The sequence below is a fragment of the Mycolicibacterium psychrotolerans genome, from assembly GCF_010729305.1.
Taxonomy (GTDB): domain Bacteria; phylum Actinomycetota; class Actinomycetes; order Mycobacteriales; family Mycobacteriaceae; genus Mycobacterium; species Mycobacterium psychrotolerans.
Map to the genome: position 1 here is coordinate 1,119,452 of NZ_AP022574.1, position 13,150 is coordinate 1,132,601.

At 69.9% G+C, this 13,150-nt stretch carries 14 protein-coding genes; 11 read left to right on the forward strand and 3 right to left on the reverse strand.

Annotation, left to right across the window (positions count from 1 at the left end; all coding sequences use genetic code 11):
- Positions 1-16 precede the first annotated feature (16 nt).
- From G6N45_RS05515 to G6N45_RS05550, 8 genes are all read left to right on the forward strand, one after another.
- The gene (locus G6N45_RS05515; RefSeq protein WP_163720744.1) at positions 17-1,066 is read left to right on the forward strand and encodes an ABC transporter substrate-binding protein; all 1,050 of its coding nucleotides are present in this window, start codon (positions 17-19) and stop codon (positions 1,064-1,066) included.
- Entirely contained in the window at positions 1,063-1,890 is an 828-nt protein-coding gene (locus G6N45_RS05520) for an ABC transporter permease (protein ID WP_163720745.1), read from the forward strand. Before G6N45_RS05515 ends, G6N45_RS05520 begins: the two co-directional genes overlap by 4 nt.
- Positions 1,887-2,675, forward strand: coding sequence for an ABC transporter permease (locus tag G6N45_RS05525; RefSeq protein ID WP_163720746.1), 789 nt, complete (start codon positions 1,887-1,889; stop codon positions 2,673-2,675). The genes G6N45_RS05520 and G6N45_RS05525 overlap by 4 nt, the downstream gene beginning before the upstream one ends.
- Before the next feature lie 15 nt (positions 2,676-2,690).
- Positions 2,691-3,437 (forward strand): ABC transporter ATP-binding protein, encoded by a 747-nt coding sequence (locus G6N45_RS05530; protein WP_163720747.1) that lies wholly within the window; start codon positions 2,691-2,693, stop codon positions 3,435-3,437.
- Entirely contained in the window at positions 3,434-4,420 is a 987-nt protein-coding gene (locus tag G6N45_RS05535) for an amidohydrolase family protein (RefSeq protein ID WP_163720748.1), read from the forward strand. The genes G6N45_RS05530 and G6N45_RS05535 overlap by 4 nt, the downstream gene beginning before the upstream one ends.
- The gene (locus G6N45_RS05540; RefSeq protein ID WP_163720749.1) at positions 4,413-5,642 is read left to right on the forward strand and encodes an FAD binding domain-containing protein; all 1,230 of its coding nucleotides are present in this window, start codon (positions 4,413-4,415) and stop codon (positions 5,640-5,642) included. Before G6N45_RS05535 ends, G6N45_RS05540 begins: the two co-directional genes overlap by 8 nt.
- A 20-nt stretch (positions 5,643-5,662) precedes the next feature.
- Positions 5,663-6,097: a cupin domain-containing protein gene (locus tag G6N45_RS05545; RefSeq protein WP_163720750.1), complete on the forward strand. Its 435-nt coding sequence runs from the start codon at positions 5,663-5,665 to the stop codon at positions 6,095-6,097.
- A gap of 87 nt (positions 6,098-6,184) precedes the next feature.
- Complete coding sequence (locus G6N45_RS05550; RefSeq protein WP_163720751.1) at positions 6,185-7,384, forward strand: IS30 family transposase; 1,200 nt, start codon at positions 6,185-6,187, stop codon at positions 7,382-7,384.
- Positions 7,385-7,444: 60 nt separating this feature from the next.
- Here the strand turns inward: G6N45_RS05550 and G6N45_RS05555 are convergent, their stop codons facing one another.
- Positions 7,445-8,605 carry a zinc-binding dehydrogenase gene (locus G6N45_RS05555; RefSeq protein WP_163720752.1) on the reverse strand — a complete coding sequence of 387 codons (1,161 nt, stop codon included), beginning with the start codon at positions 8,603-8,605 and terminating at the stop codon, positions 7,445-7,447.
- 30 nt (positions 8,606-8,635) lie between these two features.
- Here G6N45_RS05555 and G6N45_RS05560 point away from each other — a divergent pair, with 30 nt between their 5' ends.
- Genes G6N45_RS05560 through G6N45_RS05570 form a run of 3 tightly spaced genes read left to right on the forward strand, consistent with a single transcriptional unit; the run spans position 8,636 to position 11,432 of the window.
- Positions 8,636-9,439 carry a glutaminyl-peptide cyclotransferase gene (locus tag G6N45_RS05560; protein ID WP_163720753.1) on the forward strand — a complete coding sequence of 268 codons (804 nt, stop codon included), beginning with the start codon at positions 8,636-8,638 and terminating at the stop codon, positions 9,437-9,439.
- Positions 9,440-9,444: 5 nt separating this feature from the next.
- Positions 9,445-10,317 (forward strand): DUF1295 domain-containing protein, encoded by an 873-nt coding sequence (locus tag G6N45_RS05565; RefSeq protein WP_246228900.1) that lies wholly within the window; start codon positions 9,445-9,447, stop codon positions 10,315-10,317.
- Positions 10,314-11,432: an FAD-dependent oxidoreductase gene (locus G6N45_RS05570; RefSeq protein ID WP_163720755.1), complete on the forward strand. Its 1,119-nt coding sequence runs from the start codon at positions 10,314-10,316 to the stop codon at positions 11,430-11,432. Before G6N45_RS05565 ends, G6N45_RS05570 begins: the two co-directional genes overlap by 4 nt.
- Here G6N45_RS05570 and lipE read toward each other — a convergent pair.
- Positions 11,407-12,648 (reverse strand): lipase LipE, encoded by a 1,242-nt coding sequence (lipE, locus tag G6N45_RS05575; RefSeq protein WP_163727860.1) that lies wholly within the window; start codon positions 12,646-12,648, stop codon positions 11,407-11,409. The genes G6N45_RS05570 and lipE overlap by 26 nt on opposite strands.
- Positions 12,645-13,094: an Rv1352/Rv1906c domain-containing protein gene (locus G6N45_RS05580; RefSeq protein ID WP_163720756.1), complete on the reverse strand. Its 450-nt coding sequence runs from the start codon at positions 13,092-13,094 to the stop codon at positions 12,645-12,647. Before G6N45_RS05580 ends, lipE begins: the two co-directional genes overlap by 4 nt.
- Between the last annotated feature and the right edge of the window lie 56 nt (positions 13,095-13,150).

Genomic DNA, 13,150 nt, shown 5'->3' on the forward strand with positions numbered 1-13,150 from the left:
ACCAAGGAGGTAGCCGGTGAGGCCAACGAATCGAATCTGGCGGCGGGTGACGCTCGCCGTCGTCGCGAGCGCGACACTCGTGCTGAGCACCGGGTGCTCCGCCGGGCTGGGCGGCCCGGCATCGTCCCGCACGGCACAGGACGGCGTCATCCGCTTCACGTTCGCGCCCGACCCGATCTGGGACTACATGAACGAGACCGGCGTCGTCGACGCCTGGCAGCAGGAGACCGGCTACCGCATCGAGACCAGCGCCACCTGGGACGAGTTCGGGCTGTTCGCCGGCGGCCACGCCGACATCATCTCCACCGCCTCGTTCGAGGTGCCCGGCCTCGAGGAGCAGACCCGACGCGAGACCCTGATCATCGGCCGGTACAACGCCGAACGCAGCCGCATCCTGGTGCGCGCCGACGACCCCGCCCGGTCCTTGGCCGATCTGCGGGGCAAGCGGCTCGGCGTGTTCACCACCGTCTCGGGCACGCTGGTGTGGAGCGCGCTGGTCAAACAGATGCACGACATGGACCTCGCCGGGGGCGACTTCGACGTGATCGTCGCCGACATCCAGAACCTGTCGAACCTGTTGGCGCGCGGTGAGATCGACGCCTGCATCTGCTACCCCGACCTGTCCGCCCGCGAACTGCGGGACGGCTCGGTGCGCCCGCTCTACGACGGGAAGTCCTCGGCGGACCTGTTCGCCGAACTCGACGCGCCCGGCCACGACGGCCCGATGGGCAACGTGTTCGTCGCCCGCAAGGACTGGGTGGACGCGCACCCGGCCGAGGTGTCGGCCTTCCTCGACCTGTGGGACCGCGGGCTCGCCGAATGGCAGGCGCACCGCGACGAGATGATCGAACGCTATCCCCAGCACTTCGCGGTCTCCACGCCCGAGGACATCGCGTTCATGAAAGCCTATGTCGCCGACCATGACTGGGTGGTCGACGAGGTCCGCTTCGACCCGCAGTGGGCAGAAGACGAGAGTTCGATCTTCGACCTGATGCGTGCCACGGGCGTCATCGGCGACGGCGTCACCGATCCGAAGTTCCTGCCCACCCAAGGAGTCCAGCCGTGACCCAGACCGTCGCCCTCCCGGACGCGCCGCCCGCGCCGCCGCCCGCCGGCCGTCGCACCCGCCGCGGCTCCGGCGCCACGCTGCGGTGGCTCGCCTCGGGCGCCGCGTTGCTGCTGGCCCTCGCGGCCTGGGCGGCCGTGGCCGCCTGGATCGACGATCCGATCGTCCCGCGGCCCGCCGGCGTGGCCGAACAGGTGGTCGCGATCGTCGGCTCCGGTGAGGCGCTGACCAACTTCACGGCCAGCATCGCCAAGATCGCCGCCGGGTTCGCGATCGCGATGGCGGGCGGTCTGGTGATCGGATTCGCCATGGGGCGTTCGACATTCATGACGTCGTACTTCTCGCTGCCGCTGTTCGTGCTCGGCAACATGCCGGGCCTGACCTACGCGGTGTTCGGGCTGCTGATCTTCGGCGTCGGCGCCGGCGGGCCCATCGTGGTCTCGGCGCTGGTGGCGCTGCCGTTCATCGCGATCAACGTCGCCGAGGGGGTGCGCTCGGTGGACGGCAAGCTGCTGTCGATGTGCCATGCCTTCGGGCGCAGCCGCACCGACGTGCTGCGGCACCTGTATCTGCCTGCGGTGACGACGTTCGTCTTCGCGGGGGTCCGGTACGGGTTCGCGATGGCCTGGAAGGTGGAGGCGCTGACCGAGGTGTTCGGCGCCAGCAGCGGGGTCGGCTTCATGATCCGCAAGGCCTACCAGGAGTTCCGCGTCGACGACATGCTCGCGTGGACAACGCTCTTCATCATCGCGATGGTGCTGATCGAACGCGGCCTGGCCGCGTTGGAGAACCGCTTCTTCGCCTGGCGGAAGGAACTCGTATGACCACCGTGACCGCTGCGCAGGCGTGGCGACACCAACTGAAGGGCCAGACCCGTTCGGCCACAGCCGTTGTGGCGGCCGTCGCGACCATTCTGGCCGCCTGGCAGCTGGCAGTGATCCTCGGCAACCGGGTGCCGTCGCTGTCGGAGTCGGTGGCCCGGCTGGGCTCCGAGGCCGCGATCGGGGAACTGTGGGGCAACCTGGCGATCAGCATGAACCGGTTCGTGCTCGGCCTGGCCGCCGCGCTGGTGGTGGGCGCGGCGCTGGGCGTGCTGATGGGCCTGTCCCGGCTGGCCGATCTGGCGTTCTCCGACCTGACGGCCGCCGGCCTGGCCATCCCGGCGGTGATCTGGGCGCTGTTGACCACGATGTGGTTCGGCTTCGGCTGGCTCACCCCGGTGGTCACCGTGTTCCTGTCGGGGCTGCCGTTCGTGGTGGTCAACATCGCCAAGGCCACCCGAGCGGTGCCCGCCGACCTGGTACTGATGGCGCGGGCGTTCGGGGTGTCGCGGCCGCGGGTGCTGCGCGAGATCGTCGCCCCCGCCGTCGCCGGTTCCACGGTGGCCGCCGTGCGCTTCGCGATCATGAGCGCCTGGAACGGGCTGCTGCTCGCCGAGTGGTTCGGCTCCACCTCGGGGGTGGGCTGGCGCGCCCGCTACTGGTACGACGCCAACCAGCTCGACGGCTTCCTGGCCTGGGTGCTGGTGTTCATCCTGCTGCTGGTCGTCGCCGACCTGCTGATCCTCGGTCCCATCGAGCGCTATGCCACCCGCTGGCGCACCGTCTAGAAAGCGAGAACAACCATGGCTTCCATCGAAATCCAGAGTCTGGTAAAGGAATTCACCGACCGCCGAGGTGCCGTCACACGGGTGATCGACGGGGTCGACCTGACGATCTCCGGGGAGACGTTCGTCTCCGTGGTGGGCCCGTCGGGCAGCGGCAAGACCACGCTGCTCAACATCGTGTCCGGCATCGAATCCCACACCTCCGGTACCGTCGCGCTGCGGGCCGGCGCGCGGGACGCCCGCGTGGGCTACGTGTTCCAGGATCCGCGGCTGCTGCCCTGGCGCACCGTGATGGCCAACCTGGGCTTCGTCCAGCACGAGCGCGACGGCTGGCAGGACCGGGCCCGGCACTACCTCGACCTCGTCGGGCTCAGCCACTGCGCGGACCGGTTCCCGGCGCAGCTCTCCGGTGGTCAGCAGCAGCGCATCGGCATCGCCCGCGCGTTCGCCGTCGAGCCCGACGTGCTGCTGATGGACGAACCCTTCAGCCACCTCGACGCGATGACGTCCCGCACGCTGCGCGAGCACCTGGAGCGGATCTGGCTCGAGTCGCGCCGCACGGTCATGTTCGTCACCCACGACGTCACCGAGGCGGTGCAGCTGTCAGACCGGATCGTGGTGCTCGCCCCCGGCGGCCGGGTGCACGAGATCATCGACGTCGACCTGCCCCGTCCCCGCCGCGCCTCCGACCCGGCGGTGGCCATCCTGCAGGCCGAGGTGCTGGCGCGGTTCGAGGCGCTCGAGGCGATGGGGTCGGCGGCATGATCCTGCGCCGCGGACCGATCGACGTCCACGCACACTGGTTGCCGCAGCACCTGTTCGGACTGGCGCCCGGCTCGCCGCTGCCCCCGCTGCGCGACCACCAGGGCGAACTACACCTCGGCGACCTGCCGCTGTCCATCCGGACCGACGCGATGAGCGACGTGGCCCGCGTGCTCGCCGACACCGACGCCGCCGGTCTGGGCGCCCGCGTCCTGTCCGCGCCGCCGTTCGCGTTCCCGGTCGCCGAGGCCGACGGTGTCGACGAGTTCGTCGGCACCTTCAACGACGACCTGGACAAGGTCTGCCGCGACAGCGGCGGCCGGCTGATCGGGCTCGGCCTGGTGTCCCTGCACGACCCGGCGGCCGCCCGCAAACAGTTGGAGGCACTGGCAGGCACCGAGGCGATCCGCGGCATCGCGGTGCCGCCGCTGCTGGGCGCCACGTCGTTCGACGTCGCACCGATGCGCGAGATCCTCGGCTCCGCAGCCGATCTCGGCCTCGCGGTGCTGGTGCACCCGATGCAGCTGCCGCGGCCCGAATGGTCGTCGCACTACCTGGCCAACCTGATCGGCAACCCCGTGGAATCCGCCACGGCCGCAGCCGCTCTGACCCTCGGGGGCGTCCTCGAGGAGCACCCGGCGCTGCGGATCTGCCTCGTGCACGGAGGCGGCTGCGCGCCTGCGCTGGTCGGGCGCTGGGAACACGGCTGGCAGCAGCGGGCCGACGTGCGCGGCAACGGAACCCGCCCGCCGCGAGAGATGTTCGCGGCGCTGTGGTTCGACACCCTCACCCACGACGTGCCCACACTGAACCTGCTGCGCGCGCAGGCGGATGAGGGCCGGCTCATGTGCGGCAGTGACTACCCGTTCGACATGGGCACCCTCGACCCTCTGCAGCTCCCGCACGCGGCGGGTATCGACGACGCCGCACTGGAAGCCAACGCCCGGGCGTTCCTCGGGCTCGACACAGGAGAAGACCATGAGTGAGAGCACCCGGCAGACCGACAAACGGACGTGGAGCGGCCACCGGGCCCTCGTGATCGGCGGATCGATCGGCGGGCTGACGGCCGCGCTGCTGCTGCGCCGGCTCGGCTTCGACGTCGACGTCTACGAACGCACCCCGACCGATCTCGACGGGCGCGGCGGCGGCATCGTGCTGCAGCCCGACACGCTGCGGTGGTTCACCGAGTGCAGTGACCAGCATCCCGAGACAGTCAGCACGGCAACCCATTTCGTGCAGTATCTCGGCCAGGACAACGCGCTGTTGCACCGAGAGAACGCGCCGTGGAGCTACACGTCGTGGGGCACCTTCTACCGTGCGCTGCTTGCGGATTTCGATTTGCTGGCTGGTGCCGAGCACTACCACCTGGGCGAGTACGCCGCCGGGTTCGACCAGGACGCAGACTCGGTGCAAGTGCGTTTCGCGTCCGGTCGGCGGGAGACCGCCGAACTGGTGGTCTTCGCCGACGGCATCGGTTCGCCCAGCCGGCGGCGCATCGCACCGGGAACTGAGCTGGAGTACTCGGGGTACGTCGGCTGGCGCGGCACCGTGCCCGAGCGCGAGGTGTCACCCGAGACGTTCGAGTTGCTGCACGACTCGATCACCTACAGCGTCGCGCCGCACACGCACATCAACGTCTACCCGATCCCGGCTCACGGTGGCGGACTGCGCGTCGGCGAGCGACTGCTCAACTACGTCTGGTACCGCAACGTGCCCGAGGGGCACCGGCTCGACGAGCTGATGACCGACAAGCGCGGGTTCGTGGCCGGGGTGTCGCTGCACCCGGGGCAGGTGCAGGACCGATTCGTCGACGAGATGCGCTCGGCGGCAACCGAACAGCTCGCGCCGGCGGCGGCCGAGGTGGTGCTTCGCACCGAAGCGCCCTACCTGCAGGCGGTCTACGACGTCGGCGCGTCCCAGATGGCGACGGGGCGGGTGGCGCTCGTCGGCGACGCCGCCAGCGCGGCCCGCCCGCACGCGGCGGCGGGCACCGCCAAGGCCGCGGCAAACGCGTGGGCGTTGTACGACGCGCTGTCCGACAGCGCCGACATCGCCGAGGCGCTGGCCAAATGGGAGCCCGGCCAGCTCGAGCTGGCGCAGCGGCTGCTGCGCCGCGTCAAGGAGATGGGCACCCGCTCGCAGGTCGACTGCACGTGGGTGCCCGGCGACCCCGACAACCGGTTCGGCCTGTACGGCCCGGGCCGATAACCCGTTTGCGAGGAGAGACGATGACAAGTACCCGAGACTTCCTGACCGATGCGCCGCTGGCCGGCGCGCTGGTGGGCAGCGACTTCGACGGCTGGAGCGACGACCTGCGGGCCGAGTTCGCCGCGCACTCTCACGACGGACACGTCGGATCGCGGCTGCTCAGCGAGAACGACCGGGTCCGGGTGTGGGAGATCCGGCTGGTGCCCGGTGAGCGGTGGCACGCCCACCGGCATGTGCTCGACTACTTCTGGACCGCGGTCAACGCCGGGCGCAGCAGGCAGCACACCGCCGACGGCACCACCCGCGAGGTGTCCTACGGCGCCGGCGAGACCCGGCACTTCCGTTTCGCGGCGGGCGAATACCTGCTCCACGACATCGAGAACGTCGGCGACACCGAGCTGGTGTTCACCACGGTCGAGCACCTGGACTCGGCCAACGGCGCACTCCCGCTCTGAGCTCCCCGCCGAAACTGTATTCCATGCGCGTCAAGTGCCGGCGGATTCATACGGTCAACGCAACATTCTGTGATTTGAGGAGTTGCGATGCCCTCTGGGGTAGCTGTTGGTCGTTCGGTCAAGCGAGAATTTTTCGACCTGGTCTGTCGTGGGATGACCACGACGGAAGCCTCGGTGAACGTCGGCGTGGCGCGACGGACCGGTTGGCTGTGGTGGCGCCACGCTGGCGGGGTGAAACTACGTAAAGGTGGCTGTGGCCTGGGCGGTGTGGCCGCTGTTGGCAATCCTGTGGGTATCGGCGGACGAGGGCATCGCCTCGATGCCGCCGAGCGGGTGGAAATCATGCGGGGCCTCGACGCAGGCCTCAGTTGCGCCGCGATTGGACGCCGGCTGGGCCGGGATCGCTCGGTCATATGGCGCGAGGTGCAACGAAACCGGCTGCCCGACGGGGATTATCACGCCTTGATGGCCGATACCCGTGCTGCCGAGCGGGCCCGCCGACCCAAAGCGTTCAAGCTCGACAATCGCCGGTTGTGTCACTCGGTGACGTCCTGGATGGATGACGGATGGAGTCCGCAGCTGATCTCGACGGTGTTGGCCCGCGACTTCGCCGATGACAAGCTGATGCAGGTGAGCCATGAAACGCTCTACCAAAGCCTCTACGTCCAGACTCGTGGCCAGTTGCGCGCAGATCTGTCCAAACGCCTGTCCACACACCGGGCAGTGCGCAAACCCCGCACGCAGACCGAACGACGGGGCAAGTTCACCGACGTGATCACCATCAGTCAACGACCCGCCGAGGCCGCTGACCGGGCCGTGCCCGGGCATTGGGAGGGCGACCTGATCATCGGCGCGCGCGGCGCCAGCGCGATCGGGACACTGGTCGAACGCAGCACCCGCTTCACAATCCTGCTGCACCTGCCGCTCGATCACCACGCCGAAACGGTGGCCACAGCCATGATCGAAGCCATGAGCGAATTGCCCCATCATCTGCGCCGATCCGTGGCCTGGGACAGGGGCAGCGAAATGGCTGGCTGGCAGGACATTTCGCTACAACTACAAGCGCCGGTGTACTTCTGCGACCCGCACTCGCCCTGGCAGCGCGGGACCAACGAGAACACCAACCGGCTGCTCCGCCACTGGTTTGAGAAGGGCGCAGATCTGAGCACCTACACCCCCGACGACCTCAAAATCATCGCCGCCAAACTCAACAGCAGACCCAGACCCACTCTGGACCTCGACACACCCGCCCAACGCATGGCCGCACTGATTAGCCAAGCGGCCTAACCGTTGTCATGACCACTTGACTTTGAGGCCAAAAACCCAGCGTGGAATACAGTTTCGGCATCAGGGGGTGACGGCCGCGCTGGCCGGGTCGATGAGGATCTTGGCGTGCGTCTCGGGATCGCCGAGGGCGTCGAACGCCGCCGCAACCCCGTCGAGTCCGACGGTTCCCGTCACCAGCGCCGAGGCGTCGAGCTTGCCGTCGGCCAGCATGTACAGCGTGTCGCGGAACTCCAGCGGCGTCTGGCCGAACACGAAGCGGATGTCGATCTCCTTGCCGATCGCCACCGCGGGCTGGATCCGGTCCTCGCCCATGCACACGCCGACCACGACGATCCGCGACGCCAGCGGGGCCGCTCTGATGATCCCGTCGATCATCCCGGGCACCCCCACGCACTCGAAGATCACCGGTCGCTTCGGTGCGGTGCAGCCGAGCCGGTCGGCCACCCGGTACACGTGGGACCAACCGGGCACCTTGCGCAACTTCTCCATCGACCCCACGCCGAGTTCGTACAGCGCGGGCAGCGCCGTCAACCCGCGCTGCTTGACGGGCACCGCCTCGTACGGGGAGTCGATCGCGGGGTCGACGACGACGTCGGCGCCGCAGCGGCCGGCCAGTGCGCGCCGGCCCGGAGAGAAGTCGCTGGCGACGATCATGCGCACACCGCGGGCCTTGAGGTGACAGATCACGGCGAGCCCGACGGGACCGCAGCCCAGCACGATCGCGACGTCCTTGCCGGAGATCTCGCTGCGCCGCACCGCGTGATAGGCCACCGACATCGGCTCGGTCAGCGCGGCCGTCGCCGGATCAAGACCGTTGGGAACGGCGAACGTCAACGACGCCTCGGCCAGCACCTGCTCGGCGTAGGCGCCGGGTGTCTTCGGTGAGAGGCCGATCAGGTGCACTCCGCCGGCTGCCCGCCTCAGCGGGAAGGACACCACCGTCGTGCCCGGCGTGAACTCCTTGCCCACCTTCGGGCCGCGCTCGGCGACCACGCCGCAGAACTCGTGGCCCATCACCGTCGGGGTGTCGCTGCGCATGAAGTCGGTGTAGCCGCCCTCGGCCATCACCTCGGTGAGCTCGTCGGCGTGATTCCTGGCGTGCAGGTCGGACCCGCAGATGCCGCAGCGCAGCACGTCGAGCACCAGCTGGCCCTCCGCGGGCACCAGTTCGGGCAGGTCGACCACGTCGAGGGACCCGTGTACACAACTGACCGCTTTCATCGGGCCATCTTGGCACGGTAGAACGTCGGTATGACCAGACGGCAGACATGGGCCGGGATCGCACTGGCCGTCCTGGCAGTCGTGACCGTCGTGCCCGGCGCGCAGGCCCAGCCCGACCCGGACCACGACCCCGCGGCCCCGACCACCGCCGTTCCGGTCGTCGAGCCCGTCGTGCTCGGCGAGATGCCGCATGATCCGATGGCGTTCACCGAAGGTTTCGAGATCGACGGTGGCGTGCTCTACGAGGGCACCGGCGAAGTGGGCACCTCGCAACTGCGCGCGCTCGACCCGGACACCGGCGCCGTGCGGCGCGCGGTCGACATGCCCGGCCCGTTCTTCGGCGAGGGCGTCACCGTGGTCGGGGACCGCATCTGGCAGCTCACCTACACCGACGGCGTGGCCGTCGAGTGGGACCGGGCGACGCTGACCCCGATCCGGCAGGTGCCGCTGAACCCGCAGGGCTGGGGGCTGTGCCGCGACGGCGACCGGCTGATCCGCAGCGACGGCACCGCCCGGCTGCGCTTCCAGAGCCCCGCCGACCTGACCGAGACCGGCGGGGTGGACGTGACCCGTGATGGCCGGCCGGTGACGGGCCTCAACGAACTGGAGTGCGTCGGAGACCGGGTGTGGGCCAACGTGTGGCCCACCGACACCATCGTGCGGATCGACCCCGCGACCGGGGCGGTGGATCTGGTCGTCGACGCCGGGGGACTGCGTGCCCGGGGGATTCCGCCGACGGCGCAGGTGCTCAACGGCATCGCGCACGTGTCCGGTGACGAGTTCCTGCTGACCGGCAAGTACTGGCCGACGACGTTCCGGGTCCGGCTAGGGTGACCCCGGTGAGCAAGACGCGCTCGTTGACGATCGTCGGCGTGGCCTATGTGCTGGCCGTCGCCGTCGGAGCGGCCTGGCTGGTGTGGGGCCCCGACACGGGCCTGCTGTGGCTGGACACGCTGATCGCCGACGTGCTGGCCACCCTCGTGGTGTTCGCGTTCAGCCGGGCCTACGGCAATTCCAGCTTCTACGACGCGTATTGGAGCGTGATCCCGCCGCTGCTGCTCGTCTACTGGTGGAGCCAGGGCGACGGGGATCCGCTGCGGAGCGGCCTGGTCGCGGTGCTGGTGATGGTCTGGGCGGTGCGGTTGACCGGCAACTGGGTGTACGCGTTTCCCGGTCTGCACCATGAGGATTGGCGCTACCCGATGTTCCGCGAGCGCGCCGGCCGCTGGGAGTTCGTCGCCGATCTGGTGGCAATCCACCTGATCCCGACGCTGCAGGTGTTCCTCGGCATGGTCCCGGTCTACGTCGCGGTGACGACGCCCGGCCGCGGCCTGGTGTGGTTGAGCATCGTCGCGTTCGTGCTCGGAATGGCCGCGGTGGCACTGGAATTCGCTGCCGACGCGCAGATGCACCGGTTCGTGCGCCAGCGCAAACCCGGCGAGGTGATGGACCGCGGGCTGTGGGCGTGGTCGCGGCATCCGAATTACTTCGGGGAGTTCAACTTCTGGTTCGCGCTGGCATTGTTTGGTCTGGCGGCTGCGCCGACGGCGTGGTGGCTGTTCGCGGGCGCGGCGGCGATGCTGGCGATGTTCCTCGGCGCGAGCATCCCGATGATGGAGGCCCGCAGCCTGGAACGCCGGCCCGGCTATCAGGCCGTGCTCGACCGGGTGTCCCGCTTCGTGCCCCGCCCGCCGGCGAAGGTGCGTGCGTGAAACGGGTGGTGGTCGCCGGCCTCGGCGACACCGGCGTGCTCACCGCGATCAAACTGGCCCGCCACACGCAGGTGACCGGGATCTCGAGCAAGCCGGGTCTGGTGAGCGGGCAGGAGCTGGGCTGGCGGCTGGCGCGGCCGCAGGAGTGGGCCCGGCACAACTGGATCCCGTTCGGCCGGTTCCGCGGTCTGGACCGCGTCAGCACCGTGCACGGCACCCTGACCGGGCTGGATCTCGAATCACGCTGCGTGCTGGTCGAACTCGCCGACGGGACGGCGCAGCAGGTGCCCTACGACGCCCTCGTCATCGCCACCGGGGTGCACAACGGCTTCTGGCGCACACCCGCGCTGCAGGGCGTCGACGAGATCGACGCCGACCTTCGCGACCCGCACGACCGGCTCGCCGCCGCCCGGTCGGTGATCGTCGTCGGGGGTGGCGCCGCGGCGGTCAGCAGCGCCGCGCAGATCGCCACCGCCTGGCCCGGGACCCGGGTGGACCTCTACTTCCCAGGGGACCGGGCGCTGGTCGGGCATCATCCGCGGACGTGGAAGACGGTGCAGCGCAGGCTGATCGATGCCAGCGTGGGCCTGAATCCCGGACACCGGGCCGAGCTGTCGCCCGGGTTCACCCCCGCCGCGTTGACCACCGAGCCGGTGCACTGGAGCACCGGCCAGCCCCCGGCCACCGCGGATGTGGTGCTGTGGGCGATCGGCCGGGTGGCTCCGAACACCGGATGGCTGCCCGCCGAACTCCTCGACGAGCACGGCTTCGTCCGGGTCACCCCGACGCTGCAGGTGCCCGGGCACCCGGAGGTGTTCGCGATCGGCGACGTGGCGGCCACCGATCCGCTGCGCAGTTCGGCGCGCAACCGTGCCGACGGCCTGCTGGCCCGCAACGTCCGGGCATTCTTCGACGGCGGCACGCTCAAGGCCTACCGGGCGCCGACGCGGCGCTGGGGATCGGTGCTGGGCATCCAGCCCGACGGACTCGAGGTGTTCGCCCCCAACGGCCGGGCGTTCCGGTTCCCGGCGTGGTCCTTCGAGCGGGTGCTGATGCCTTGGATAGTGCGGTGGGGGATTTACCGGGGGATCAGATCCGAGCCATCTCGGCGTTGATCCGGTCCAGCAGCTGCGGATAGCGCTTGGCCTCGCGGTGCCCGCCGGGCTTGCCGCTGCTGACCACCGCGACCGACAGCGCGCGGGTGGGGTCGGCCCACATCGCGATGTGGGTCAGCCCGGTGTGCCCGAACGCGCCTGCCGCGTCACGCCCGAACGGCCCGAACCGCTTGGAGCCCAACATGTATCCAGTGCCCCACCGCATCGGCGCCATCCCGGTCGCGAGGTCGGGGCGCAGCCGCCGCGCCTCGGCGGTCGCGGCGCGCAACGTCTCGGCCGACATCACCCGGACGCCGTCCAGTTCTCCGCCGCGGCAGAGGATCTCAGCGAACCGGGACAGCTCGTGGGCGTTGGACACCGTGTTCGACGACGGGATGACACCGGTGAGGAAGGCCGGCGTGTTGGAGAACGGGATGATCTGCTGCGGGGTGCCGCCGACGGCGGTCTTGAACGCCTTGGCAATCGGGGCGGGCAGCGGCTTGCCGGTGACGTGGCTCAGCGCAACCAGCGGAACATCCTGTGGCGCAACGCCGTAATTGGTCCAGCGGAAGCCCAGCGGGCCCAGGATCTCGTCGTGCAGGATGTCGCGGATGTTGCGGTCGGTGGCGGCGTTGATGATCTCGCGCATCAGCGGCCCCCACGTGACGCCGTGGTAGATGTGGACCAGCCCGGGCGGATACACGGGCTTCATCCGGCCGAGCATCTCGCGGGTGTACTCGCTGTCGTCCATGCGCTTGAGGTCGGGGCGCGGGCCGGTGGCGAACGGCACGCCGGCGCTGTGCGTCATCACGTGCCGGATGGTGGTGCGGTCCTTGCCGTGGCTGGTGTAGCTGGGGAGGTAGTCGCACACCCTGTCATCGAGGGAGAAGACGCCGCGTTCGACGAGCATGTGCGCGACGGTTGTGGTGATGGCCTTGGCGGTCGAGTACACGCAGAACGGGGTGTCAGTGCCGACCACCACCTTCTCCGCGTCCGGGGCGTCGGCCGGACCGTTGCCGCGGGCGTGGCCGATGGCCCGGTCGAGGACGATGCGGCCCTCGCGGCGCACACACACCTGGATCGCCGGGTGCATGCCCGCGGCGTACCAGTGCCGGGCCGCCTGCCAGATCCGCTCCACCGCGGCCGGGTCGACGCCGGTGTGGTCCTCGGCGGCGACCGACGTGACCGCGTCGAGGTCGTCGGCGACGGGGATCCGGCCTGCTGCCGCTGAAGTCAGCGAGGTCCTCCGTTGAACATGCCGCTGCCGATGGCCTGGGTCAGCGCTCCCAGCAGATCGCCGGGCCCCGGCTGGGGAGGCATCGGTGCGTTGGTCAGCTGCCAGGCCTGGCAGTCGCTGGTGGTGAAGGACGTGTCGGTCGCCTGGATCTCGACGAACGCCGGCTTCTTGGTCAGTGCGTTGTCCACGAGCTTGTCGCCCGCGGCGCGCTTCCAGTAGCAGGCTCCGCCGTCGACCGGTCCCGCGGACTGGTACACCCCGGGGGCGATGTCCTTGCCGACTGTGTAGGAGCCGTCGGCGTCGATCGTGGTCTTGAGCGCCGCCGGAGCGGGCCCCGGCGCGGGGGCGGGCGTCGGCGACGCCGGCTGGGCCTGCGCCACGGCCGGCACGACACAGGCGCACGCCAGTGCCACGGCGATGGTGGCGGCGGTGGGGGTCGGCCTCATAGGAAGCGAGTCTAAGTGCAGCGGCGGCGGGAGTGAACCCGCCGCCGCGTCACATA

Bases quoted from the DNA above. Each gene is read 5' to 3' on its own strand.
- G6N45_RS05525 (WP_163720746.1), top strand. From the start codon at position 1,887: ATGACCACCGTGACCGCTGCGCAGGCGTGGCGACACCAACTGAAGGGC.
- G6N45_RS05530 (WP_163720747.1), top strand. From the start codon at position 2,691: ATGGCTTCCATCGAAATCCAGAGTCTGGTAAAGGAATTCACCGACCGC.
- G6N45_RS05535 (WP_163720748.1), top strand. From the start codon at position 3,434: ATGATCCTGCGCCGCGGACCGATCGACGTCCACGCACACTGGTTGCCG.
- G6N45_RS05540 (WP_163720749.1), top strand. From the start codon at position 4,413: ATGAGTGAGAGCACCCGGCAGACCGACAAACGGACGTGGAGCGGCCAC.
- G6N45_RS05545 (WP_163720750.1), top strand. From the start codon at position 5,663: ATGACAAGTACCCGAGACTTCCTGACCGATGCGCCGCTGGCCGGCGCG.
- G6N45_RS05550 (WP_163720751.1), top strand. From the start codon at position 6,185: ATGCCCTCTGGGGTAGCTGTTGGTCGTTCGGTCAAGCGAGAATTTTTC.
- G6N45_RS05555 (WP_163720752.1), bottom strand. From the start codon at position 8,605: ATGAAAGCGGTCAGTTGTGTACACGGGTCCCTCGACGTGGTCGACCTG.
- G6N45_RS05560 (WP_163720753.1), top strand. From the start codon at position 8,636: ATGACCAGACGGCAGACATGGGCCGGGATCGCACTGGCCGTCCTGGCA.
- G6N45_RS05580 (WP_163720756.1), bottom strand. From the start codon at position 13,094: ATGAGGCCGACCCCCACCGCCGCCACCATCGCCGTGGCACTGGCGTGC.